Here is a 25,086-nt window from a genome sequence, read left to right on the forward strand (position 1 = left end):
GAAATTCCGGGCCGCTTGGTGTTTAGGGGTCTTGATTAGGCCGCGTCTTGGGCGCTGTCGAAGCGGCCATAGAACGTCTCGCCCTTGTCCGCCAGATCGCGCAGCAGGGCAGGCGTGGTGAAGCGTGCGCCGTGTGCTTCGGTCAGGCCATCGCAGATCTCGACCGCTTTGCCTGCGCCGATCATGTCCAGCCAGCTGAACGGACCGCCCGACCACGGGGCAAAGCCCCACGCCAGGATCGCTCCAACGTCACCTTCGCGGATATCTTCCAGCACGCCTTCTTCCAGCGCACGGACAGCTTCCAGAACCTGGCTCATCATCAGGCGATGCTTCACTTCGGTCAGGTCAGGCTGATCGTCTGCCAGCGGGAACTTGTCGCCAAGACCTTCCCACAGACCAGTACGTTTGCCCTTTTCGTCATAGTCATAAAAGCCCGCGTTTGCCTTGCGGCCCATGCGGCCTTCGTCGGCCATCCAGAAGATGATCTCGTCAACGGCGTCATCCGGATAGGCGTCGCCCATCGCGGCCTTGGTGGCTTTGGCGATTTTCACGCCCAGCTCGATTGATGTCTCGTCGACCAACTGCAGCGGTCCAACCGGGAAGCCCAGCAAACGTGCGGCGCCTTCGACCAGCGCGGGGCTGACGCCCTCGCCAACCATGCGCATCCCTTCGTTGATGTAGGGAATGATGCAGCGGTTGCAGTAGAAGAAGCGCGCGTCGTTGACCACGATCGGCGTCTTGCGGATCTGGCGCACATAGTCCAGCGCCTTGGCCACGGCCCGCGGACCGGTTTCTTTGCCTTTGATGATCTCAACCAGCATCATCCGCTCAACAGGCGAGAAGAAGTGGATACCGATGAACTGATCCGGGCGTTCAGACGCCTTCGCCAGTTCGGTGATCGGCAGGGTCGAGGTGTTGGTGGCGTATATGCAATCGGGACCAACGACGGCCTCGACCTTCTTGGTCATCTCGGCTTTCACGCCCACGTCTTCGAACACTGCTTCGATGATCAGATCGGCACCTTTGAGTGCCTCCAGATCGGTGGTCGCGGTGATGGCCGACAGAACGGCCTCTTTCTTCTCAGGCGTGGCTTTCTTGCGGGCGATGCCCTTGTCCAGATAGCCCTCGGAATAGGCCTTGCCGCGATCTGCGGCTTCCTGCGTCTGGTCGATCAGAACGACTTCCATGCCAGCCATGGCGGACACCAGCGCGATGCCGGCGCCCATCATGCCAGCACCCAGAACGCCGACTTTCTTGACCGACTGATCATCGACGTCTTTCGGACGCACAGCACCTTTTTCCAGCGCCTGTTTGTTGATGAACAGAGAGCGGATCATGGCCGAGGACGACGGGTTCATCAGCACGTTGACGAACCAGCGGCATTCCACGCGCAGGGCGTCGTCGAAGGGCACCATTGCACCTTCATAGACCGCCGCCAGCAGGGCTTTTGCCGCAGGATAGACGCCATTGGTCTTGCCATGGATCATTGCAGCCGCGCCGACGAAGGTTTGGAAGCCAGCCGGGTGATAGGGGGCGCCGCCGGGCATTTTGTAGCCCTTCGCGTCCCACGGTTTCACGATGTCGGCGTCGGTGGCGTTCAGAACCCACTCTTTCGCACGGGCTTGCAGCTCGTCTGCCGGAACAACTTCGTCAATCAGGCCAGCGGCCTTGGCTTTGGCCGGGGCCACGGTCTTGCCTTCCAAAAGGAAAGGCGCCGCTGCCATTGCGCCCATTTTGCGCACCAGACGGGTGGTGCCGCCTGCGCCGGGGAAGATGCCCACAAGGATTTCCGGCAGGCCGATCTTGGCCTTCGGATTGTCGGCCGCGATGATGCGGTGACAAGCCAGTGGGATCTCCAGACCGATGCCAAGCGCGATTCCGGGCAGGGCGGCGACAATCGGTTTGCCGCCCTTGTTGGTCTTGGGGTCCATGCCCGCGCGCTCGATCTTACGCAGCGCACCGTGCATCGACATGATCCCCTCAAACAGACCCTTGGCCGGGTTGTCGCCCGCGTCGGATTTCATCTGAGCGATCACGTTCAGGTCCATCCCACCCGCGAAGTCTTTCTTCGCCGAGGTGATGATCGCGCCCTTCACGTTGTCATCGGACAGCACGGTGTCGACATGCGCGTTGAGTTCTTCAAGCGCGGCATAGGACAGCACGTTCATCGATTTGCCGGGAACATCCCAAGCGATGGTGGCGACGCCGTCGGCGTCCACGGAATAGTGAAAATCAGCCATGATTACGTCTCCTTACACGCGTTCCAGAATGGTGGCGGCGCCCATGCCCGAGCCGATGCAGAGCGTGGCCAGACCGGTTTCCTTGTCCGAACGCTCCATTTCATCAAGCAATGCGCCAAGGATCATCGCGCCTGTGCCGCCCAGCGGGTGGCCCATGGCAATCGCGCCGCCATTGACGTTCACTTTGTTGGTGTCGGCGTCAAAGGCTTGGATGAAGCGCAGAACGACGGATGCGAAGGCTTCGTTGACTTCGAACAGGTCGATGTCGCTGATCGACATGCCAGCCGAGGCCAGAACGCGTTCAGTCGCGGGGACCGGACCGGTCAGCATGATGGTCGGATCGGTGCCGACTTTCGAGGTCGCCTTGATGCGCGCGCGCGGCTTCAGACCGTGACGTTCGCCGAACTCTTTATTGCCGATCAGGATCGCAGCGGACCCGTCTGCGATACCGGACGAGTTACCGGCGTGGTGCACGTGGTTGATGCGCTCAAGATGCGGATATTTCAGCAGGGCCACGGCGTCGAAGCCCGGCATTGCCTCGCCCATCGCTTTGAACGAGGGGTTCAGACCGCCCAGCGTCTGCATGGTGGTTTCGCGGATCATCTCGTCTTCGGCCATCACAGTCAGACCGTTCTGATCGGTGACGGGGATGAGCGACTTGAAACGACCTTCCGCACGGGCGGCGGCGGCGCGTTTCTGGCTTTCGACCGCATAGGCGTCGCAGTCATCGCGCGAGAATCCGTATTCGGTCGCAATGATGTCGGCCGAGATACCCTGCGGCACAAAATAGGCTTTCATCGCCAGATGCGGGTCGGCAGCAATCGCGCCCCCGTCCATACCCATGGGCACGCGGCTCATGCTTTCAACGCCACCGGCGATATAAGCGTCACCTGCGCCGCCACGCACTTGGTTGGCAGCCATGTTCACGGCTTCCAGGCCCGAGGCGCAGAAACGGTTGATCGAGACACCGGGGATACGCTCGTCCAGATCAGAATACAGCACGGCGGAGCGCGCCAGACAGGCACCTTGCTCGCCTACCTGGGTCACGTTGCCCCAGATCACATCCTCGACAGCATGGCCGTCCAGATTGTTGCGCTCTTTCAAAGCATTAAGCGCAACAGAAGACAGGCGCACCGAAGTCACTTCGTGCAGGGTTCCGTCTTTCTTGCCCTTGCCGCGCGGGGTGCGCACGGCGTCATAAATATAGGCGTCGGTCATCATTGATCCTTTCGAAATCATGCGCGGTCGGCAGGCGATCCGGGCATCAGGTCATAGGGGTGTTTCCAGCCGGGCGTTTCCGAAATCCGGGTCAGCCAAGCGTCAATTGCGGGCCATTCGGCGCGGTCGAAGCCGAAGGGTTCGGGGTAAAATAAGTATCCACAGCACGAGATATCGGCGATCGTGATCCCGTCGCCAACCAGCCAATCGCGGGTCGACAGTTCGGCTTCCAGCGTTTTGTAGGCAGTTTTCAGGCGGCCTTGGTTGAAGGCAATCACCTCGGCTGGGCGTTTGTCTTCGGGCAGGAAGTTCATCAGGAAGCGGGTCATGCCAGCCATCGAGGACATTTTGTGATTGTCCCAGAACTGCCAGCGCAGGATCTCGCGGCGTTCGGCGGCGCTGGTGCCGCCGAGTTTGCCGGATTTCGAGGTGACATAGTCCTGAATGGCCCCGGATTGCGACAGAGTCACGTCACCATCCACCATTACCGGAACTTCACCCATCGGGTTGATCTCGCGGTATTCAGGGCTGCGGGTTTCGCCGTTGAAAAAGTCGACAAAGACCGGTTCCCACTCCAGCCCGGACAGTTCCAGTGCCAAAGCGGCTTTATAGGCGTTTCCGCTTTCTCCGAAGCAGTAAAGTTTGATGGTCATGGCGTCCTCCCCGGCGCGTTATTGTGTGAACCGTGCGCCCTGCGCGAGATGCTGCAAGGGCGCACAGTAATGTGTCAGCGGGCCAGGGTCAGAACTGCTCTGCCTCCAGCGCCATCACCGTGTCCGCTCCGCTTTCGATCCGTGCAAGATGCATCGACGTGGCGGGCAGGCGGCGTGCCATATAGTAGCGCGCGGTGGTCAGCTTGGTCTCATAGAACGTCGCGTCGCCTTCGCCACGTGACAGTGCGTCAAGTGCGGCGCGGGCCTGACGGGCCCACATGAAGGCAAGGCAGACATGCCCAAACAGGTGCATGAAGTCATAGGATCCAGCCAAAGCGTTATTGGGGTTCTTTGCTGCCGACTGCATGAAGTACATGGCCGAGGCTTGCAGGTGCTTGGATGCGGTTTTCAGCGGTTCGATGAAGTCTTTCATCTCGTCGCTGTCTTGCTCTTTGCAATAGGATTTCACCATGTCAAAGAACGCCATGATCGGCTTGCCACCATCGGCAGCCAGCTTGCGGCCCACAAGGTCCAGCGCCTGAACGCCGTTGGCGCCTTCATAGATCTGGGTGATGCGGGCGTCGCGGGTAAACTGGCTCATGCCATGTTCTTCGATATAGCCGTGACCGCCATAGACCTGCTGTGCAAGTACGGTCATGTCATAGCCTTGATCGGTCAAGAAGCCTTTCAGAACCGGGGTCATCAGGCTGATGAGGCCGTCTGCATCCTTGTCTTCCGAGCGATGCGCCTGATCGATCAACTGCGCGCCCCACAGAAGGAACGCACGCGCGCCTTCGACAAAGCTTTTTTGATCCATCAACGAGCGGCGGATATCCGGGTGCACGATCAGCGGATCGGCGGGGCCGTCCGGGTTTTTCGCGCCGGTTACGTCGCGGCCCTGCAGGCGGTCCTTGGCGTAGATGACAGCGTTCTGATAGGCGGCTTCCGCCTGTGCCAGACCCTGCATCGCCACGCCCAGACGGGCCTCGTTCATCATGGTGAACATGGCGCGCATGCCTTTGTGCAGATCGCCCAGCAGGAAGCCCTTTGCCTCGTCATAGTTCATGACACAGGTCGAGTTGCCGTGGATGCCCATCTTCTTCTCGATGTTGCCGACCGAGACACCGTTGCGCGATCCGACCGAGCCGTCCTCGTTCACGTTGAACTTGGGCACGATGAACAGCGATACGCCTTTGATGCCCTCGGGGCCGCCGGGGATTTTCGCCAGCACAAGGTGGATGACGTTGTCCGACATGTCGTGGTCACCGGCCGAAATGAAGATCTTCTGGCCCGAAACCTTGTAAGACCCATCGTCCTGCGGTTCAGCCTTGGTGCGCATCAGCCCCAGATCGGTGCCGCAATGCGGTTCCGTCAGGTTCATGGTGCCGGTCCATTCGCAGCTAACCATCTTGGGCAAATAGGTCGCTTTCTGTTCGTCCGTGCCATGCGCCAGAATGGCCGAGGCCGCGCCGTGGGTCAGGCCCTGATACATGGTAAAGGCTTGGTTCGCAGACGAAAACAGCTCGCCCACGGCGGTGCCCAAAAGCACTGGCATGTTCTGGCCGCCGAACTCTTCCGGCATGTCCAGCCCGGTCCAGCCGCCTTCTTTCATCTGCTCGAACGCGTCCTTGAACCCGGTGGGGGTGTAGACGACGCCGTTCTCAAGACGGCAGCCTTCCTGATCGCCCACCGTGTTCAATGGGGCCAGCACTTCGCCCGCCAGTTTTCCGGCTTCTTCCAGTACCGCGCTGGTGAAGTCGCGTTCCAGGTCCCCGTATCCGGGAATGTCCGATTGCTCGGCCTTCAGCACATCGTGCAGAAGAAAGGCCATGTCTTGGGTGGGCGCAGTATAGCTGGGCATGTCAGGCGTCCTTTTCCGGTCAGCTGTTGTCGTCGAACGAGGCGATTTTCGCTTGGCCCCATTCCAGTTGTTCGGTCAGATCGTTGATGGCTTCGTCCAGTTCCTCGCGCTGGCGCTTGAGGTCCTCGAGATGCCCTTTGGCCACTTCCACGGTACGAGTCAGCTGCGTTTGTTGCTGATCGCCCATGTCATACAGATCCAGAAGTTGGCGGATCTCTTCCAGTGCAAAGCCAAAGCGCTTGCCGCGCAGGATCAGTTTCAGGCGCGCACGGTCACGTTTGGTGAACAGGCGCTTCTGGCCTTCCCGGATCGGGGAAAGCAGTTCTTTAGCCTCGTAAAACCGCAGCGTCCGTGCGGTGACGTCGAACGCATCGCACATCTGGCGGATGGTCATAAGATCGTCGGTCATTCGATACTCCATACTTTTCCGACACTGGCCACTGATCTGACCAGTTCCGTTTACAATATATGTTGACGTTTACGTAAATGTAACGTGACGTCGCGTCTTTTCTTGTCGTGGCGTAAAGCCTGATTTTACTGGGGATCGACAAAGGGCTGATTTTCAACCGAAAATCAGTTTCCCTAGGGGCAAATGTTTTTTTCAGAGATTTGGAGCCGAAGGTGACCTTAGGGCAGTGAAGGCCTGATCTGGGCCTTCGAATCGCCGCTCAAAGCTCAGCCCAGTCCGTCGGCCACGTCATCGCGCAGCTTCTGAAGGTCGGTGATACTGTCTGCCAGCTCTTCATACTGTGCGCGCAGCGCAGACAACTGACGATCCGCCAGCTCGACCCACGCGCGGTTCTGAGCGTCGGTACCTTTTTCATCGTAGATCAAAAGCCACTGGCGCAGTTCTTCCAGCGAAAACCCGAAACGGCGTCCGCGCAGAATCAGAGTCATCCGGGCCACTTCGCGCGGAGTGTAAAAGCGCGACCGGCCTTCCTTTTCGGGGCTCAGAAGCTCGATATACTCGTAATAGCGCAGGGTGCGCGGGGTAACATCGAACTTTGCGCACATTTCTTTAAATGTCAGGCGGTCGTCAGACATAGCGCTCCCCTCGGCTTCACGTCGTTCCACCGTAAAGGACTGAGCGAAGGGGTGCAATTCAGTAGAACCACGCGGTTGACGGGCAATTTCGCGCGGGGACAGGTGGGGCCAGTGTCCGGCCCCAAAAGGCGTCAGTTCATAAAGCCCGGTGCGAAGATATAGAACGCATAGGCGATGATCATCGCGGGGATCGTCGAATAGAGCGTCGCATAGATCGCGGCCTTCGGGTTCAGCGCAATCGCCGGGAACAGCGCGTCGCCATCATTTGACACGGCGTTGCCCATCAGAGCGGCGAACGGGATGATGCCGTTCAAATACAGTGTTGTCACCAGAACCTGCGGGCCACAGCCGGGGATCAAGCCAACCAGCACGCCCATCAGGGGCAGCAACGGGCCGATTGATTGGAACAGCAGCTCCAGATCCATCCCGCCGAACTCGGCCACATAGTCATAGGCCAGATAGGCACCGATCACCCAGACCGAGATAAAGCTGGTTTCTTCCGCCATGCGTGTCAGGGGGCTATCCTTGGCGTTAGTCATGGCAGACACTTTCGAGGTCGCCCAGATGGTCAGGCCAAGGAAGGTGCCCACAAGCGCGATCCACATGACGGGCAGGCCGAATACATGACTGATGTCGATCTGCGCCAGTTGTGACGCGCCAACATAGAAGCCAGGTATGGCCAGAAGCAGATAGATCACATCCTGAGGACGAGTTTTGCCGATCAGCGGCGCAATCTCGCAACTGGCCAACGTCGTTTCGCGATATTCGACCGAATGGAAGCGATCCACGATCCAGCCCGACAAGACGCCGATGGCCAGCGACAGGGGCAGCACGATGGCGGCTGCGTCGGGGCGGGTCGCCAAAAGCAGGAACGCGGCATCGCCCATGGTGGCGGTCAGAGCGGCAACCACCGCGCCGAAGCCCACATGGCCGGAACTGTAGGCAGCAACTACGACCACAGCACCACCGCAGCCGGGTGTCGCGCCAAGCATCGCAGCCAGCGGCACTTGCGCGCCTTTTGCGTTCGACAGAACCTCGCCGATGTCGAATTTGAACAGCCGCTCGGCGCCGTAGAACAAAAGTAACGTAGCGGCAACAAAGACCGAGACCTGAACATAGGCGTCCGTCATCAACTCGCGGGTCAGTTCCCCAAGGTGCCCAGGCGCCATGGCCAGTGCGGCCATAATGGCCAACACCAAAAGGCGTTTGGGGCGTCGCACTCCGAAAGGCGTGGCAATGGTTGTGGCGTCGGTCATGTCGGCACTTTTAATTGAGAATAATTCTTAATTGCGAAACTAGGGGCTGGACGCGTGAATTGCAAGGGCCAATAAAAGACATGAAAGCACAAGGATATTTGCCATGATGAAAGGCATGACGGCCGAACAGAAGGCCGAACTGGCGCGGAAATTCACCGAGGCGATTCCGCATTGCAAGGCGCTTGGGATGGTGCTGGAAAAGCTGGAAGACGGCGAAGCGATCATGTCCATGCCCTATGATGAAAAGCTGATCGGGGATCCGCGGACAGGCGTGATTCACGGGGGCGCGGTATCGGCGCTGTTGGATACGTGCTGCGGTTCGGCCGTGATGAGCCACCCCAAGGCGCCCGCGATTACCGCGACGATTGATCTGCGCATCGATTATATGCGCCCCGCAACACCGGGTCAGAGGATCACCGCCAAGGCGACCTGCTATCACGTTACGCGTTCGGTCGCGTTTGTAAGCGCGGTGGCATTGGACGAAGACGAGGATCGTCCTGTTGCAACTGCCTCCGGCGCGTTTACCGCCGATGGCGACCCCAAACGTCGCTCGACCGAGATTTCCAATGACATCACTGATGATGTCAGCGAAGGAGGTGCCGTATGAGCTTGCCCCCGAACCACAAACGCCCCGAGCCGGTCGAGGTTGTAAAACAACGCCGTGACGCGGCCCTGTCTGGGTTGGTCGATGGCGTGCCTTATGTGCAGTTCCTTGGAATTAGTGTCGAACGTCACGGGGACGAGTTGACCGCCATCTTGCCGTTCGACGAGAAGCTGATCGGTAACCCGATGCTGCCTGCGATCCATGGTGGCGTGACGGCTGCGTTTCTGGAAACGGCTGCGGTGATCCAGCTAAGTTGGTCAACCCTGTGGGAGGACATGGAAAGCGGCGTGTTGGACCCCTCGACGCTTGGCCCGGACAACATGCCCTATTTGCCCAAGACGATTGATTTCTCGATCGACTATCTGCGCTCGGGCCTGCCGCGTGACGCCTATGCGCGTGCGCGGGTCGTGCGGCAGGGGCGGCGCTATGCGTCGGTGCATGTGGAAGCATGGCAAGACCGTCGCGAGAAGCTTTACGCGCAGGCGACCGGCCACTTCCTGATGCCCGGCTCGTGAACGGTTCCGCGCTGACCCATCGGCGCGTTTTGGCGGTGGCGGGGCCGATTGTCCTGTCCAACGTGACTGTGCCCATTCTTGGGCTGGTGGATACCGGTGTGATCGGCCAGTTGGGCGATGCCGTACCCATCGGCGCAGTCGGTCTGGGTGCAGTGATCCTGTCCACATTCTTCTGGGTCTTCGGCTTCCTGCGGATGGGCACAACGGGCTTGACCGCGCAAGCGCACGGAGCAGGACGCGCGGGCGAGGTTGCCGCGATGCTGACCCGCGCCCTTATGATCGCGGTCGCCGCAGGAGTTGCCTTGATCGCTCTGCAAGGCCCGTTGTTCTGGGCGGCGTTTCAGGTGGCCCCAGCCTCGGACGAGGTCGAGACGCTGGCGCGCGACTACCTCGCTATCCGCATTTGGGGCGCGCCTTTTGCGATCTCGGTCTATGCCTTCACGGGCTGGCTGATCGCGCTAGAGCGCGCGCGGTCTGTTCTGGTTTTGCAGGTCGTGATGAACGGTGTGAATATCGGGCTGGACTTGTGGTTCGTGCTTGGGCTGGACTTGGGGGTCGAGGGCGTTGCGATTGCCACCCTTTTGGCGGAGTTCTCGGGCGCGGCACTGGGCCTATGGCTGTGCCGCGACATCTTCCGCAACCCCGCATGGCGCGACCGCGCACGGGTGCTCGACGGGCCGACCTTGAAAAACATGGCCGTGGTGAACAGTGACATCCTGCTGCGCTCGCTGTTCATCATGGCGATCTTCACCAGCTTCACCTTCTATGGCTCGGGCCTGTCGGACACGGAACTCGCTGCCAATCAGGTGCTGATGCAGTTCCTGCACGTGACGGCCTACGCAATGGACGGGTTCGCCTTCGGCGCCGAGGCCTTCGTGGGCCAAGCGCTGGGCGCGCGTGACCGTTTCGGCGTCAGGCGCGCATCCGTCTTGACCAGCCTGTGGGGCGCAGGGATTTCCTGCGCCTTGGGGCTGAGCTTCGTCGTGGTTGGGGGCTGGGGCATCGACGTAATGACCACAGCGCAGGATGTGCGTCAGGTCGCGCGGGATTTTCTGCCCTATATGGTGCTCGCCCCGCTTCTGGGCTGGCCTGCGTGGATGCTGGACGGCATCTTCATCGGCGCCACGCGAACCGCCGACATGCGCAATATGATGATCCTGTCTGCGACGATTTATTTCGCAGCCGTCTATGCCCTGATGCCAAGTCTGGGCAATCACGGTCTGTGGGCGGCGCTGTTGATTTCATTCGTGGCACGCGGGGCGAGTTTGGCCCTGCGCTATCCGGCGCTGGAACGGTCTGCAGCGTAACGCCTCAGAGGATCTCGAGCACGCTTTCCGGCGGACGTCCGATCCGTGCTTTGCCGTCTTTCAGCACAATGGGGCGTTCGATCAGGATCGGATTGGCCAGCATCGCGGCGATCAGCTCGTCTTCGGGCGTGTCCGCAGATAGACCAAGCTCCTTAAAGACCTTCTCGCCCTTGCGCATGATGTCGATCGGCGCAGCGTCCAATGCGGTCAGAACGGCCCGCAGTTCGGCCTCACTCGGCGCATCATCCAGATACCGGCGCACGGTGACGTCTTCGCCGCGCTCTTCCACCAATGCCAACGTCTGGCGCGATTTCGAGCAGCGGGGGTTGTGCCAAATCTCGGTCATAGCCAGGCCTCGCGTCCGGTTCCAACGGCATCGGCAACGCAGGCAAACCCGTCACGTTGCAACCGCTCATCAATCCCGCGTGCGATCTCTTCCACAAGGCTGATGCCTTTATACGCCAGCGAGGAATAAAGCTGCACCACCGACGCGCCCGCAAGGATCTTCTGATACGCATCCTCGGCCGAGGCGATGCCGCCAACTCCGATCAACGGCATTTGCCCATCGGTCAGCTGGGACAAACGCGCCAACACACGCGTGGACTTTTCGAACAAAGGCGGGCCAGACAGACCTCCTGCTTCGTCCTTATGTACACTTTTCAAACCTTCGCGCGACAAAGTGGTGTTGGTGGCGATCACCGCGTCAACATTCACCTCCTGCGCGACACCGGCCACTTCGGCCAGCTCTGCATCCGTTAAATCTGGCGCGATCTTCAGGAAAATCGGCGTGTATTTGTCGTGATCCTTGCGCGCATCCAGTACGCCCTGCAGCAACCCACGCAGCGCATCGGCACCCTGCAGATCGCGCAGCTTTTCGGTGTTGGGCGAGCTCACATTGACCGTTACGAAATCCACGAACGGCCCGCAGCAATTGAACACTTTCACATAGTCCGCAGCCCGGTCGTCGCTGTCCTTGTTGGCGCCAAGGTTCAGACCCACTGGCACCGGGCGACGGCGCGAACGGCGGGTCAGGCGGGCGGCGGCTGCCTCCATCCCTTCGTTGTTGAAGCCGAAGCGGTTGATGACGGCTTGATCTTCGGTCAGGCGAAACAGACGCGGCTTGGGGTTGCCGGGTTGCGGACGCGGGGTGACAGCACCCACTTCCACAAAGCCAAAACCCGCTTGCGTCAGCGCATCCACAACGGTGGCGTTCTTATCATAACCCGCAGCCAGACCGACGGGGTTGGTCATCTCCATCCCGCAGAAGGTGGTCTTCAACCGGTCCGAGGTCACAATCCCCGGCATCGGCACCACGCCCGCTTTCATCGCCATCAACGCCAGCGTATGCGAGCGTTCGGGGTCCACCTTGTGCAGCGCCTTCAGCGCCAGTTTCTCGATCACGTTCATGCCAAATCCTCGGGGAATTCATGGCCATCCGGGCCAAGCGGAAGGTCGCAGTTCCATAGGACTTCGGACAGCATGAGTTCGCGATAGAGATGCGGGAACAAGGCGCCCCCGCGCGAGGGCTCCCATTTCAGCAACGCGCCCATCGCGTCGGCCTCGAACGCGACCAGAACCAGTCCTTCGTCTTCAGCGAAGTGCTTGGCGGCGGTTTCGCGCACCTGTGCGGCGGTCGAGAAATGGATGAACCCGTCATGCACATCAATCGGAGCGCCAGTGGTCTTTCCGGCCATCTTGAAGGCTTGCCATTCAGCAGCCTGAAGTATCTTGTAAATCTGCATGGCTCTCATGTGCCGCGTTGGGGTCTATGCGTCAAGCGGAGTTGGCAAATTGCTGCGTTTATCGCGGGTCGGCACGTCATCTTCTTGTTACGTCAGCTTGCCACCTAAACGCGAGTGTTTTGACAAGCCGCCCCGACTCACGCCACGCTCTTGTCAAAACAACAAGACAAATTGGGAGATTTACTCATGACCAGATTTTTGACCACGGCGGCGGCGCTTGCGCTGACCACCGGCACCGCGATGGCGGATTACACGCTGAATATTGTGCACATCAACGACCTGCACAGCCGCGTCGAGCCAATCAACAAATACGACTCGACCTGTGGTGCAGAAGACAATGCCGAAGGTAAATGCTTTGGTGGGTATGCCCGTGTGGCCACCAAGATTGCTGAATTGCGCAAAGAACTGGACGGCCAGAACCTGCTGGTTCTGGATGCAGGTGACCAATATCAGGGTTCCTTGATGTACACGACCTATAAGGGCGATGTGGAAATCGAGATGATGGAAAAGATCGGCTTCGATGCGATGGCGATCGGCAACCACGAATTCGATGACGGCCCCGAAGGCCTGTTGAAGCTGCTCGACGGCGTGTCCTTCCCGGTGATCTCGGGCAACTTGGATGTATCCCAATCGAACATTCTGGCGGGCAAAGTGGGCAACCATGTCGTGCTGGATGTAGGCGGCCAGAAGATCGGCATCATCTCGGCTCTGGCGACGGATACGGCGGAAACGTCTAGCCCCGGCGAGGCAGTGATCTTCCAAGATGAGATCGACAGCCTGAAAGCTGACGTGGCCGCGTTGGAAGCGGAAGGCGTGAACAAGATCATCGCGCTGAACCACGTGGGTGTGAAGAAAGACATGGCGATTGCCGAAGCCGTAGCCGGTCTGGATGCTGTCATCGGCGGCCACTCGCACACCAAGTTCTCGAACACGGAAGAAGGCGCGATGGCCTATCCGACGATGGTGGGCAACGTACCGGTCGTGCAGGCCTATGCGTACTCGAAATATGTAGGCCACTTGGTCTTGACCTTTGATGACGCTGGCAACGTGACCTCGGCCACTGGCGACACCATCCTGTTGGATGCCTCGGTTGCGGAAGATCCAGAGATCGTCGCCCGCGTTGCCGAACTGGCAGGTCCAATCGAAGAGATGAAGACTCGCGTCGTAGCAACTGCCACCGAGGCGATTGACGGCGAGCGGACCTCGTGCCGGGCGATGGAATGCGCCATGGGCAACATCATCGCGGACGCTATGCTGGATCGTGTGAAAGGCCAGGGGATCGAGGTCGCCATCCAGAACGGTGGCGGCATCCGTGCCTCGATCGGTGATGGTGAAATCACCATGGGCGAAGTGCTGACCGTGCTGCCGTTCCAAAATACCCTGTCGACCTTCCAGGTGTCGGGCGAAACCATCATCGCAGCGCTTGAGAACGGCGTCAGCCAGCACGAGGAAGGCGCTGGCCGCTTCCCGCAGGTGGCGGGCATGACCTATGCGTTTGACCTGTCGAAAGAGCCGGGCAGCCGGATTTCCGACGTGATGGTGGGCGGCGCGCCGATTGACCCGACGAAGGTCTATGGCGTCGTGTCCAACAACTATGTGCGCAATGGCGGTGACGGCTACAAAATGTTCCGCGATGCCCAGAACGCCTATGACTATGGCCCCGATCTGGCGGATGTCACTGCCGAGTACATGGCCAAGATGGGCCCTGTGAAGCCGATGCTGGATGGGCGCATCACCCAGAAATAAGGTCTCTCTGACCTGACCAAGGCCCCCGCGGATGCGATCTGCGGGGGCTTTTTTGTTGGCGGGGTGCGGCGTATGCTGGGCGTATGGACCACCCGCTCATTGACCTTATCAATCAAAAGATCCGCGCCGCGGAAGAGGCGGGGGATTTCGACAATCTGGAAGGCGCGGGCAAGCCGCTGCCCAAGGATGACGATCCCGAAAACGCGTTGATCAACCGTTTGATCCGTGAAAACGGTGCGGTGCCAGAATTCGTCAGCCTGTCGCGCGAGCTGCGCAAGCTGCGGGACGAACTGGCCGAGACAGGGGACCGCACCCGCAGGCGGGACATCATGAAAGAGATGTCGATGATGGAAGCACGGATCGAGCTGGCCCGAAAGGGAAGATAGGGGCTTTGCCCCTCTGCGCTGCGCGCATTCACCCCCGGATACTTGTGACAAGAAAAAGAGGTCTATCGGGCCCAGCGTTCGGTGGCGGCGAGGACGCGCAGGCCGAAGCGACGCGCGGTGTCCAGATCCTCGGGCAGCAGGTCTTCGTCAGCGCCCAGTTGTTCCGTCACCATCAGGCCCAGCCAGCTGCCGTCCCTGTTCAGGCCGGCGCGATCAGGCTTCACAGGCGCGCCGATATCCGTGGGCCCGACCCAGATCATTCCCATTTGCGCTGCAAAAATCGACAGGCGTTGTAGCGCGGCCAGCTTGTCTCCGGACGGGTGGATGGCAGTGGTAAAGCCCGCCGCGATCTTGTCACGCCACAGGCTGTGTTCCCATCGTATATCGATTTGTTCCAGAAACAGGCTGAACCGTGCGGCGGCCGATCCCATATAGGTGGGCGCGCCGAAGATGATCGCGTCGGCCTGATCCAGCGCCTGCCAATCCGCATCGGTCAGCGTCTCCACGTCTAGCAGCTTGGCCGCATCACCAATGGCCTCGGCGATGGTTTCGGCGATGCGCTTTGTATGGCCGAAGCCGGAAAAATAGGGGATGCAAATACTGGTCGTCGTCATGCCGCCACTCTGCGGCGAAACGGCGGGTAGTCCAAGCGAAATCATGTCTTTCCTCAGCGCCTTGCCTGTGGTCATCTGATCCGGCGGAGGAGTATCACATGACCACATTCACAGGACCCGAAATTTGCAAACTGGAAGCGCATGAGGTCGTGGCCCTTCTGCGCAAGGGCGAACTGTCATCGGAGGACCTGATCGCTGCGTCCGAAGCGCGTTTGGCGCAGGTGGAGCCAGCCGTGAACGCGGTGCCTGTGGTCTGCGCAGACCGGGCGCGGGAAGCGGCAACGACGTTGCAGGGCGATGCGGATCATCCGGGATGGTTGGCGGGTCTGCCCATCGGCATCAAGGACCTGACCCCCGTGGCGGGCGTGCGCACAACCTTCGGGACCAAGGCGCTGGCCGACAATATCCCGAAAGAAAGCGATCCGATCGTCACGCGGCTTGAGGCGCGCGGCGGTGTGGTCATGGGTAAAACCAATACGCCCGAGTTCGGGGCCGGTGCCAACACGTTTAACGATGTGTTCGGAGCGACCTTGAACCCGTGGAATACCCGGATGAACGCGGGCGGCTCGTCGGGGGGGGCAGCAGTGTCGCTGGCCACGGGATCGCTGTGGTTGAGCCATGGGTCGGACCATGGTGGAAGCCTGCGTACCCCTGCGGCCTATTGCGGAATTGTGGGCCTGCGTCCCAGCATGGGGCTTTGCGCGTCGGCCTCTGTCACCGGGTTCATCGGCGAAGGCGTGCAGGGACCCATGGCGCGGTCGGTCACGGATTGCGCGCTGTTTCTGGACGCGATGGCCGGGTTTGAGCCACGCGCGCCGCTGTCATTCCCCGCGCCGGACACGCCCTATCAAGAGGCGGTCAAACGCGCCGACACCAAGCTGCGCATCGGCTTTGCGCCAGACCTAGGGGGATATGCCCCGGTCGACGCGGATATGGCCCGCTATCTGGCCCGCGCCATGACGGCGATCGAAGGGGCGGGCGCCACGGTCGACGAAGCCTGCCCCGACCTGACCGATCTGGAACGCACCTATCATGTCATCCGCGGCGGCATGTGGGCGGCGAACTTCATCAAGGCCCCAAAGAGCCTGACGCAACATTTCAAGCCGACCTTGGCCGAGAACCTGTCCTTCGGCCTGTCCTTGACCGCCGAGGACATTGCCAACGCGCAGCTGTCCCGCTCGCTCATCTATGACAACATGCGGGCGTTCTTGGAGCGCTATGACGTGCTTGCCTGCCCGGTGGTCGGCAACATGCCCCATGTCCAGACCGAGGAATGGGTCAGCGAAGTCGGCGGGCAAACCTTGACCGGCTATATGGATTGGCTGCGGTTCACATTCCTTGCGACCGTCGCCGGAATGCCAGCGATCTCGGTTCCAGTGGGGCTGTCGGACGACGGAATGCCGGTGGGGCTTCAGCTGATCGGCCCCCCGCGCGGCGAAGCGAAGCTGCTGGCCGCAGCCCGCGCCGTTGAAATGGCGATGGGTGGGCCCCTTGGTCCGATTGACCCGGTCACACCCAAAAGCTAAGCCCAAGCTAAGTTTAGGAGAGCCCACATGTACGACCAGAACCACCTTGCCCACGCCATCTCGCGCGCCTCGGACGGGCGCCACGACGCGACCTTCCTGACGGATGGACGCACGGGCAAAGTGACCACCTATGGCGACTTCTGGGCCAATGCCGAGCGCATGGCGGCGGCGCTGGTGGTGCTGGGCGTCGCGCCGGGGGATCGAGTGGCGGTGCAGGCTCCGAAGGAACCCGCGATGTTGGAGCTTTACGTGGGCACGGTGCTGGCGGGCGGTGTGTTCCTGCCATTGAACACGGCCTACACGCCGGACGAGGTCGCCTATTTCCTGGGCGATGCCGCCCCGCGCGTGTTTGTCTGTGAGCCGGGCAAGTTGGAGGCTTTGACGCAAGTGGCAGGGGATGCGCAAGTGGCGCATGTGCTGACGCTTGGTGCGGGCGAGGTCGGGACGTTGATCCCCGCCCGTGACGCACAAGAGCCGGGATTTGAAGCCGTGGCGCGCGAGGCGCTGGACCTTGCGGCGATCCTCTATACCTCGGGTACCACGGGGCGCTCGAAAGGCGCGATGCTGACCCATCGCGCGCTGGCTTCGAACAGCGAAACCCTGCGGGATTACTGGCGTTTCACGGACAAAGACGTGCTGATCCACGCGCTGCCGATTTTCCATACCCACGGGCTGTTCGTGGCGACCAATGTGACGCTGATGGCGGGCGGGACGGCGGTGTTCCTGCCGGGCTTCGACGCCAACGCCATTATCGAGGCCATGCCGAACGCCACCGCGCTGATGGGCGTGCCGACCTTCTATACGCGCCTGTTGAAAGACGACCGTCTGGCCGAGGCATCCAAGGGGATGCGCCTGTTCGTGTCCGGGTCTGCGCCGTTGCTGGCCGAGACGCACGACCGTTGGCGCGAGGTGACGGGACATGCGATCCTAGAGCGCTATGGCATGACCGAAACCAACATGAACACGTCAAACCCTTATGACGGCGAGCGTCGCGCGGGCACGGTCGGCTTCCCGCTGCCGGGGGTCGAGGTGAAAGTGTGTGATCCGACCTCGGGCGAGGTGCTGCCTGATGGCGAGATCGGCGTGCTGGAAGTGCGCGGCGACAACGTCTTTGCGGGCTATTGGCAGATGCCGGAGAAGACCGCCGAAGAGCTGCGCGAAGACGGCTGGTTCATCACCGGTGACTTGGCGATGATCGACCCGGATGGCTATGTTACCATCGTCGGGCGCGGCAAGGATCTGATCATCACCGGCGGGTTCAATGTCTATCCGAAAGAGATCGAGGGCGTGATTGACGAGCTTCCGGGCGTGTTGGAAAGTGCTGTCATCGGCGTCCCGCACGAGGATTTTGGTGAGGGTGTGGTGGCCGTCGTGGTGGCACAGGAGGGTGCCGCGCTGGATGAAACCTCGGTGAAAGCGGGCGTGGCCGAGAGCCTTGCCAAGTTCAAGCAGCCCAAGCGGGTGGTTGTGGTGGATGAGCTGCCGCGCAACACGATGGGCAAGGTGCAGAAGAACGTGATGCGCGACACTTATGCGGGTCTGTTGAAGGGGTAAGGCGTTCGGTGGCTCACTTCGTGAGCCTGTCAGGGGCTCTGCCCCCGCATGATTTTCCTGCGGAAATTCATGCTCCCCCGGGATATTTTTGGCAAGAAAATGAGAGGGTCAACGTGGAGGTGGGCCGTCTTTCATGCGGTAGCCCACGAAGGCGGCGTGAAGGTAGTTACGTCTAATTGCTGGGAACGGGAAGCGGGGCAGGGGACGTGTGTGGACGGGCAGCTTTGTAATGCGGCCAAGCGCCATGTCAGCGAGTCGTGCACCGGTCCACGTGCCCATGGCGACACCGTTGCCGTGGAAGTTCAGGCCGGCCCAAGCGGTGGTGCTGTCTCCGACCGGTCCGGCATAGGGCAGCAGGTCTTGCGAGAGGCTGATGAGGCCTGACCAGAAATGCGGGGTTTCGATGTCGCGCCACGCCGGGAACATGGCGGCGAGGTGCTGTTTCATCCGCGCGCGCATCGCAGCTTGGCCCTCGGCGCTGGCGCCGACATTGCCCCGCGCGCCGAACAGGAACCGTCCGTCAGGGAGTAGCCGGAAATAGTGCAGCAGGTTGCGGCTGTCATAGGCCATCAGGTCGGTGCTCCAGCCCTGTGCGGCGATCTCGTCTTGGGACAGTTTGCGGGTCACAAGGATGTTGGATTGCACAGGCAGATAGCGTCCGGTCAGCCAGTCTGGAATACCGTCAGAGGAATAGCCGTTGGTGGCGATGATCAGCTTTTTCGCGGTGATCTGGGCTGTCGGCGTTGTCAGGACGTGGTGGGTGCCCGTTTGCTCGATTTGGGTGACCGGGCTGTGGGCCGATAGGGTGGCCCCGGCCTTTTCAGCGGCGCGCGCCAAGCCGCTGATATAACGCCCGGGGTTGAGCGCGAAGCCCAAAGGTAGGATCAGCCCGCCGTGAAACGCGCCGTTCATGCCGCGGGATTTTAGGTCGCCTGCCGGGATCAGTTCGGCGGGGTGGCCCAGTTCGGCCCATTCGGCTTGCTCGGCGCGTAGATCCCCCAACGCACGGGGGGTATGGGCGAGGACAAGCTCGCCGTCCGAGTGGGTGTCGGCGTCGATCTTGTGGCGTTCAAGCAGGTCGGCAACCAGCTCGACCGCGGCTTTCTGGGCAGAGAAATAAGCGCGCGTTGCATCATCGCCAAAGCGCTTACGGATGCCGCTCAGCCCCAGTTTGTCACCGCCGATGGTGCAGAAGCCGCCATTGCGACCGGACGCGCCCCAGCCGGGGGCTTTGGCGTCCAGAACCAGCACCTCGGCTCCGGCTTCGGCAAGGTGAAGGGCCGCGGATAGTCCGGTGAATCCGCCGCCGACCACAGCGACTTCGACCTTGTGATCGCCTTGAAGTGCAGGCCAATCCCCTTCTGGACGCGGCCAAATGCATTCTGCGCGGGCGGCGTCGGAATAGGCGTAGTCCTCGTAAATGCGGCGCGGCATCACAGCCGTCCCAGATAGGTCCGATACTCGATATGGGTGATTTCGTGGGTCAGTTGTGCGATCTCGTCCCGGCGCATAGCGGCATAGACATCAACATAGCGCTGGCCGAAGATCTCGACGGCCACGTCCGAGGTGGCAAACCGCTCGACCGTTTGGAACCAGTCTGCGGACAGTCGCACGGCTGGCTTTGCACCCGCGTCATCCAGCGGCAGGGGCAGGGCGGGCTTGGTGTTCAGCCCGTGCAGCATGCCGCCAAGGATCGCGGTGATCGCCAGATAGGGATTTACGTCAGCGCCAGCGATACGGTGCTCCAGGCGGGCAGCTGGGCCTTTGGTTTCGGGCAGACGCACACCGGCGGCGCGGTTGTCAAAGCCCCAATCGGGGGCCGAGGGCGCGAAGCTCATCGGTTTGAAGCGGCGGTAGGAGTTCAGGTGCGGGGCGAAAATGGCCTGCAGATCCCGCATCGTGTCCAGCGTTCCACCGACCGCATGTTTCAGCGCCTCAGATGGACCATCCGTGCCGTCGTCAAACACGTTCTTGCCGTCGCGATCCACGACCGAGGCGTGGACATGCATGCCGTTCCCCGGGAAGTCGGCATAGGGCTTGGCCATGAAGGTGGCCTCCATCCCATGCGACCGGGCAACGCCACGGACGAGCCGTTTGAACAGCAGCGCCGTGTCTGCCGCCCACATCACGTCATCCGTGTGGTGGAAGTTGATCTCGAACTGGCCGGGGCCGTATTCGGCGATCAGCGTGTCCGTGGCCAGCCCCTGCAGATCCGAGGCCTTTAGGATGTCATCCAGAATGTCCTGCGTGCGCTCTAGCACCTCGAGGTCATAGTTCTGCGCATCGGGGCTGCGATCGGGCGGGGTCGGGGCCGCATCCTGATCGGCGCGAGGCTTGAACAGGTAGAATTCCAGCTCGGTCGCCAGAACCGGGTGCAGACCCGCCGCGTGCAGCTTGTCCACCATACGTGCCAGCTGCTGGCGCGAGGAGAGATCCGAGATCTCACCGGTATCCGGGTCAATCATCTCGACCTGCACTTGTGCCACGTTGCCCTTGGCCCACGGCACGGGTTTCAGAGACCCCGGGACCGGCACGATGCGCCCATCTGGGTCTCCGACCACGATGCCCAGACCGGTGGCCTCGACCTCTTCGCCCATGATGTTGGGGGCATAGGTCGACAGGGGCAGGCGCACGCCGCCCTCGGTCAGTTTCTTTTCGTCGTCACCGGGCAGCCATTTGCCACGCAGAACCGCATTGGCGTCGCACAGCATCAGCTCGACCCGGTCGGGACGCCCATGGGTTTTGCAATAGGTTGCGTATTCTTCCAGAAAATCGCTCATCAGATGGCCTCTTGTTCGTCCTTCGCGCGTTTCGCGATGGCGCGTTTTGAGGTTAGGGATGCCGCAATCACACCGATCGCCACAAGGGAAATCATGATTGTGGACAGTGCGTTGATCTCGGGGCTGACGCCCAGACGAACCGCCGAGAAGATCTTGATCGGCAGGGTGGTCGAGCTTGGGCCAGAGGTGAAGCTGGCGATCACAAGGTCATCCAGCGACAGCGTAAAGGCCAACAGCCAGCCCGAGATCACGGCAGGTGCGATGATCGGCAGGGTGACAAGGCGGAAAGCCTCGAACCCCGTGCAGCCAAGATCCAACGCGGCCTCTTCCAACGACTGATCGAAAGTCACAAGACGCGACGACACCACGACCGAGACGTAACACATCGAAAACGTCGTGTGTGCCAAGACGATGGTCAGCACGCCGCGGTCAAGGCCGATGGCGATGAACAGAAGCAGCAGCGACAGGCCGGTGATCACTTCGGGCATCACCAGCGGTGCATAGATCATGCCGGAAAACAGGGTGCGCCCGTGGAAGCGGCCCGCGCGAACCATGACATAGGCCGCCATGGTGCCCAGCACGGTCGCCACGGTCGAGGACATCACCGCCACTTTCAACGTGACCCATGCCGCATCAAGAAAGGCTTCGTTCCGGAACAGCTCGCCATACCATTTGGTCGAGAAGCCCGACCAGACGGTGACCAGTTTACCGCCGTTGAACGAATAGATGATCAGGATGATCATCGGGATATAGAGGAAGGCAAACCCAAGGGTCAGCGATACTGTGTTGAACCAAGACAGACGTCTCATTTGCCGGCCTCCCTTTGTTTTTCTTCGTTCTTTTGGAACAGAACGATCGGGACGATCAGGATCAACAGCAGCACGACAGCCACCGCAGAGGCGACAGGCCAGTCGCGGTTCGAGAAGAACTCTTCCCACAACACCTTACCGATCATCAACGTTTTCGAGCCACCCAGAAGTTCGGGGATCACGAACTCGCCCATGGCAGGGATGAAGACAAGGAAGCTGCCCGCGATGATGCCTTGTTTGGCCAAGGGAAGTGTGACCAGCCAGAACGCGCTCAGGCGCGAGCAGCCAAGGTCTTCTGCTGCTTCCAGCAGGCTTTCGTCCAGGCGTTCCAGCGCCGAATAAATCGGCAGCACCATGAAGGGCAGATAGGTATAGACGATGCCGATATAGACGGCGGTGTTGGTGTTCAGAATGGTCAGCGGCTCGCTGATCAGACCAATGTTCAAGAGCAATTGGTTCAGGAAGCCTTCCTGGCTGAGGATCGCTTTCCACGCATAGACGCGGATCAGGAACGAGGTCCAGAATGGCAGGATGATCAGCATCATCAGGGTCGGACGCCATTCATCCGGTGCGCGGCTCATGCCATAGGCGATGGGGAAACCCACCAACAGCGCTAGGATGGTCGAGAACGTCGCGATCTTCAGGCTGGACAGATAGGCTTTCCAATACAGGTCGTCCGTCGTGAGCCACGTGAAGTTTTCGATGTCCAGCCCGGACAGCCACTCTTTGAAACCGGCCCAGCCTTCGGACATGTCCAGCGTGGGGGTGTAGGGCGGAATGGCCAGCGCCGTGTCAGACAGGCTGATTTTCAGCACGATCAGGAACGGCACCAGAAACAGGGCCAGAAGCCACAGATAGGGGACAGAGATCAGGCCAAAGCGCTTCATGACGTTAGCACCACGCCCGCGGTGTCGGTGAAGGACAGCCAGACATCCTGATCCCATGTGATCGCACGGCGGCGAATGCGGCGCGTATTGGCGGCCTGTGCCTTGATGTGCTGGCCCGTGGGGGTCTCGATCACATAGGTAGACATGTTGCCCAGATAGGCGATGTCCATCACCTTGCCATGAATGATATTGGTCATGTCGGCAGGGCGCTCGGTCGCGATGTTCACCTTCTCGGGGCGGATCGCCAGCGTGGCGCGGGTGCCTGCGGGAATTTCGTCATGGGCGATGCCAATCAGATCCTGCTGGCCTTCGGCCCAGCTGATCGTCGCGTGATCATCGCCGGATGTGGTGACAGTGCCTTCGATCAGGTTCACGTCGCCGATAAAGTCGGCCACATAGACCGATCCAGGCTCTTCATAGATTTTCGCAGGTGTGTCGACCTGAATGATCTTGCCGTGATCCATCACCGCGATGCGGCTGGCCACGGTCATGGCTTCTTCCTGATCGTGGGTCACGATCACGAAGGTGGTGCCGGTTTTTTCCTGAATGTCCATCAGCTCGAACTGCGTGTCCTGGCGCAGCTTCTTGTCCAACGCGCCCAGCGGCTCGTCGAGAAGCAGAAGCTTCGGCGCTTTCGCCAAGGACCGTGCCAGCGCCACACGCTGTCGCTGCCCGCCCGAGATCTGGTGCGGTTTGCGGCTGGCGAATTTGTCCAGCTGCACGAGGTTCAGCATTTCGTCCACGCGGGCTGCGACCTGATCCTTCGGAAGCTTGTCACGCTTCAGGCCAAAGGCGATGTTTTCGGCAACCGACAGGTGCGGGAACAGCGCATAGCTTTGGAACATCATGTTCACCGCGCGCTTGTTCGGCGGGATCGGTGCCACGTCCTGACCGTCGATCAGAATGGTGCCCTCGGTCTGGGTCTCGAACCCGGCCAGCATCCGCATCATCGTGGTCTTGCCACACCCCGACGGGCCCAGCAGCGCAAAGAACTCTTTCTCGAAAATATCGATGGTCAGGTTGTCGATCGCGGTGAAGTCACCAAAGCGCTTGGTGACGTTCTGAAAGCGGATCAGCGGGGTGGCCTGGGCATCTTCCCAGGGGGCAAACTCGGCGGGTGCCGTGGCAAGTGCGGCTTCAGACATGATGAACCTCGGGGGAATAAGGGTGCTCCCCCTGACTGCGATGAGACCAGGGGGAGCGGGAGAGTGGGCTTAGGTGCCCGACTTGATCTTGGTCCACAGGCGCGTCACGACACGCTGGACTTTCGCCGGATAGGGCGTGGTGGTGAACAGCTTCTCTTGGGTTTCTGCATCCGGGTAGACGGCCGGATAGTCCAGGATTTCCTGATCGATGAACTCTTGTGCCGCTTTGTTGCCGCTTGCGTACCAGACATAGTTGGTGGCTGCGGCCGCGTTCTGGGCATCAAGGATGAAGTTGATGAACTTGTGTGCTGCGTCCGGGTTCGGAGCATCCGCCGGGATGGCCATTTGGTCGAACCACATCTGGGCACCCTGAACCGGAATAGCATAATCGATCTCGTGCCCGTTCTCGGCTTCGTCCGCACGGAACTGCGCCAGGAACACATCGCCGGACCAGCCTACAGCCACGCAGATGTCGCCGTTGGCCAGTGCGTTGATGTACTCAGACGAGTGGAACTTCTGAATATACGGGCGTACAGCAGCATAGACGGCTTCAGCTTTCGCGATCACTTCGGGATCGTGGCTGTTGGGATCTTCACCGATATAGTTCAGAGCGGCGGGGATCATTTCGGTCGGCGCATCCAGGAAATGGACGCCACACTCGGCCAGCTTTTCCATGTTGGCCGGGTCAAAGACCAGGTCCCAGCTGTCCATCGGGGCGTCTTCGCCCAGGGCCTCGGTCACTTTGCCGATGTTCACACCGATGCCGGTGGTGCCCCACATGTAGTTGATCGAGTATTCGTTGTTGGGATCATAGGTCTCGGTGCGTGCTGCGATTTCGTCCCACAGGTTGCCGTGGTTGGGCAGCTTCGATACGTCCAGCTTCTGGAAGGCACCGGCCACGATCTGACGCTGCAAGAAGGTGCCCGAGGGAACCACAACGTCATAGCCCGACCCACCGGCCAGCATTTTGGTTTCCAAAACTTCATTCGAGTCGAACACGTCATAGATCAGGTCGATCCCGGTCTCTTCCTCGAATTTTGTCAGCAGTTCTTCGTCGATATAGTCCGACCAGTTATAGACGCGCACTTCTTCTGCGGTGGCGGCGGTTGCCCCCATTACAAAGGCTGCGCTCAGCAGTAGCCAAGATTTCTTCATACATTCTCTCCCTGTATTGGGGCATGACGCCCATTTGCGATATT

Annotated in this window: 24 protein-coding genes; 7 read left to right on the forward strand and 17 right to left on the reverse strand. The window is 60.6% G+C overall.

Features of this window, described 5'->3' with window-relative positions; genetic code table 11:
• Positions 1–35: 35 nt before the first annotated feature.
• The 7 genes from EOL43_RS04570 to EOL43_RS04600 form a co-directional block, all read right to left on the reverse strand.
• Positions 36–2,240, reverse strand: coding sequence for a 3-hydroxyacyl-CoA dehydrogenase NAD-binding domain-containing protein (locus EOL43_RS04570; RefSeq protein ID WP_133486004.1), 2,205 nt, complete (start codon positions 2,238–2,240; stop codon positions 36–38).
• Between the two features lie 12 nt (positions 2,241–2,252).
• Positions 2,253–3,458, reverse strand: a complete 1,206-nt coding sequence (locus tag EOL43_RS04575) for an acetyl-CoA C-acetyltransferase (RefSeq protein ID WP_133486006.1) — start codon at positions 3,456–3,458, stop codon at positions 2,253–2,255.
• Positions 3,459–3,475: 17 nt separating this feature from the next.
• Positions 3,476–4,111: a glutathione S-transferase family protein gene (locus EOL43_RS04580; protein ID WP_133486007.1), complete on the reverse strand. Its 636-nt coding sequence runs from the start codon at positions 4,109–4,111 to the stop codon at positions 3,476–3,478.
• An 88-nt stretch (positions 4,112–4,199) separates the two neighbouring features.
• On the reverse strand, positions 4,200–5,972 hold the full coding sequence (locus EOL43_RS04585) for an acyl-CoA dehydrogenase C-terminal domain-containing protein (protein WP_133486009.1): 1,773 nt from the start codon (positions 5,970–5,972) through the stop codon (positions 4,200–4,202).
• Positions 5,973–5,991: 19 nt separating this feature from the next.
• Positions 5,992–6,381, reverse strand: coding sequence for a MerR family transcriptional regulator (locus EOL43_RS04590; RefSeq protein WP_133486011.1), 390 nt, complete (start codon positions 6,379–6,381; stop codon positions 5,992–5,994).
• Between the two features lie 266 nt (positions 6,382–6,647).
• Positions 6,648–7,016 carry a MerR family transcriptional regulator gene (locus EOL43_RS04595; RefSeq protein WP_133486013.1) on the reverse strand — a complete coding sequence of 123 codons (369 nt, stop codon included), beginning with the start codon at positions 7,014–7,016 and terminating at the stop codon, positions 6,648–6,650.
• Positions 7,017–7,147: 131 nt separating this feature from the next.
• The gene (locus EOL43_RS04600) at positions 7,148–8,272 is read right to left on the reverse strand and encodes a putative manganese transporter (protein WP_133486015.1); all 1,125 of its coding nucleotides are present in this window, start codon (positions 8,270–8,272) and stop codon (positions 7,148–7,150) included.
• A gap of 103 nt (positions 8,273–8,375) precedes the next feature.
• Between EOL43_RS04600 and EOL43_RS04605 the strand changes: the two genes are divergently transcribed.
• From EOL43_RS04605 to EOL43_RS04615, 3 genes are read left to right on the forward strand one after another with little or no spacing between them, the layout of a single operon-like run.
• Positions 8,376–8,879: a PaaI family thioesterase gene (locus EOL43_RS04605; RefSeq protein WP_240686458.1), complete on the forward strand. Its 504-nt coding sequence runs from the start codon at positions 8,376–8,378 to the stop codon at positions 8,877–8,879.
• Entirely contained in the window at positions 8,876–9,391 is a 516-nt protein-coding gene (locus tag EOL43_RS04610) for a PaaI family thioesterase (protein ID WP_133486017.1), read from the forward strand. Before EOL43_RS04605 ends, EOL43_RS04610 begins: the two co-directional genes overlap by 4 nt.
• Entirely contained in the window at positions 9,388–10,698 is a 1,311-nt protein-coding gene (locus EOL43_RS04615) for an MATE family efflux transporter (protein ID WP_240686459.1), read from the forward strand. Before EOL43_RS04610 ends, EOL43_RS04615 begins: the two co-directional genes overlap by 4 nt.
• A gap of 4 nt (positions 10,699–10,702) precedes the next feature.
• Here the strand turns inward: EOL43_RS04615 and arsC are convergent, their stop codons facing one another.
• From arsC to EOL43_RS04630, 3 genes are read right to left on the reverse strand one after another with little or no spacing between them, the layout of a single operon-like run.
• On the reverse strand, positions 10,703–11,044 hold the full coding sequence (arsC, locus tag EOL43_RS04620) for an arsenate reductase (glutaredoxin) (RefSeq protein ID WP_133486021.1): 342 nt from the start codon (positions 11,042–11,044) through the stop codon (positions 10,703–10,705).
• Positions 11,041–12,105, reverse strand: coding sequence for a quinone-dependent dihydroorotate dehydrogenase (locus tag EOL43_RS04625; RefSeq protein ID WP_133486023.1), 1,065 nt, complete (start codon positions 12,103–12,105; stop codon positions 11,041–11,043). The genes arsC and EOL43_RS04625 overlap by 4 nt, the downstream gene beginning before the upstream one ends.
• Complete coding sequence (locus tag EOL43_RS04630; protein ID WP_133486025.1) at positions 12,102–12,440, reverse strand: DUF952 domain-containing protein; 339 nt, start codon at positions 12,438–12,440, stop codon at positions 12,102–12,104. Before EOL43_RS04630 ends, EOL43_RS04625 begins: the two co-directional genes overlap by 4 nt.
• Before the next feature lie 186 nt (positions 12,441–12,626).
• Between EOL43_RS04630 and EOL43_RS04635 the strand changes: the two genes are divergently transcribed.
• Together EOL43_RS04635 and EOL43_RS04640 are read left to right on the forward strand one after the other, a co-directional pair.
• Complete coding sequence (locus EOL43_RS04635; protein ID WP_133486027.1) at positions 12,627–14,186, forward strand: bifunctional metallophosphatase/5'-nucleotidase; 1,560 nt, start codon at positions 12,627–12,629, stop codon at positions 14,184–14,186.
• A gap of 83 nt (positions 14,187–14,269) precedes the next feature.
• Positions 14,270–14,572, forward strand: a complete 303-nt coding sequence (locus tag EOL43_RS04640; RefSeq protein WP_133486028.1) for a DnaJ family domain-containing protein — start codon at positions 14,270–14,272, stop codon at positions 14,570–14,572.
• A gap of 62 nt (positions 14,573–14,634) precedes the next feature.
• Here EOL43_RS04640 and EOL43_RS04645 read toward each other — a convergent pair whose 3' ends face one another.
• The gene (locus EOL43_RS04645) at positions 14,635–15,186 is read right to left on the reverse strand and encodes a flavodoxin family protein (RefSeq protein ID WP_133486030.1); all 552 of its coding nucleotides are present in this window, start codon (positions 15,184–15,186) and stop codon (positions 14,635–14,637) included.
• Between the two features lie 98 nt (positions 15,187–15,284).
• On the opposite strand from EOL43_RS04645, the gene EOL43_RS04650 reads away from it, so the two are divergent.
• Complete coding sequence (locus tag EOL43_RS04650) at positions 15,285–16,712, forward strand: amidase (protein ID WP_133486032.1); 1,428 nt, start codon at positions 15,285–15,287, stop codon at positions 16,710–16,712.
• Between the two features lie 27 nt (positions 16,713–16,739).
• Complete coding sequence (locus tag EOL43_RS04655) at positions 16,740–18,266, forward strand: malonate--CoA ligase (RefSeq protein WP_133486034.1); 1,527 nt, start codon at positions 16,740–16,742, stop codon at positions 18,264–18,266.
• 108 nt (positions 18,267–18,374) lie between these two features.
• Here EOL43_RS04655 and EOL43_RS04660 read toward each other — a convergent pair whose 3' ends face one another.
• From EOL43_RS04660 to EOL43_RS04685, 6 genes are all read right to left on the reverse strand, one after another.
• Positions 18,375–19,700, reverse strand: coding sequence for an NAD(P)/FAD-dependent oxidoreductase (locus EOL43_RS04660; RefSeq protein ID WP_133486036.1), 1,326 nt, complete (start codon positions 19,698–19,700; stop codon positions 18,375–18,377).
• Positions 19,700–21,046, reverse strand: coding sequence for a glutamine synthetase family protein (locus EOL43_RS04665; protein ID WP_133486038.1), 1,347 nt, complete (start codon positions 21,044–21,046; stop codon positions 19,700–19,702). The genes EOL43_RS04660 and EOL43_RS04665 overlap by 1 nt, the downstream gene beginning before the upstream one ends.
• A complete protein-coding gene (locus EOL43_RS04670; RefSeq protein ID WP_133486040.1) occupies positions 21,046–21,855 on the reverse strand; it encodes an ABC transporter permease in 810 nt (269 codons plus the stop codon). Before EOL43_RS04670 ends, EOL43_RS04665 begins: the two co-directional genes overlap by 1 nt.
• Entirely contained in the window at positions 21,852–22,742 is an 891-nt protein-coding gene (locus EOL43_RS04675; RefSeq protein ID WP_133486042.1) for an ABC transporter permease subunit, read from the reverse strand. The genes EOL43_RS04670 and EOL43_RS04675 overlap by 4 nt, the downstream gene beginning before the upstream one ends.
• Positions 22,739–23,887: an ABC transporter ATP-binding protein gene (locus EOL43_RS04680; RefSeq protein ID WP_133486044.1), complete on the reverse strand. Its 1,149-nt coding sequence runs from the start codon at positions 23,885–23,887 to the stop codon at positions 22,739–22,741. Before EOL43_RS04680 ends, EOL43_RS04675 begins: the two co-directional genes overlap by 4 nt.
• A gap of 69 nt (positions 23,888–23,956) precedes the next feature.
• A complete protein-coding gene (locus tag EOL43_RS04685; protein ID WP_133486046.1) occupies positions 23,957–25,042 on the reverse strand; it encodes a polyamine ABC transporter substrate-binding protein in 1,086 nt (361 codons plus the stop codon).
• Positions 25,043–25,086 lie beyond the last annotated feature (44 nt).

It is taken from the genome of Aliiroseovarius marinus, assembly GCF_004360145.1.
Lineage (GTDB): Bacteria > Pseudomonadota > Alphaproteobacteria > Rhodobacterales > Rhodobacteraceae > Aliiroseovarius > Aliiroseovarius marinus.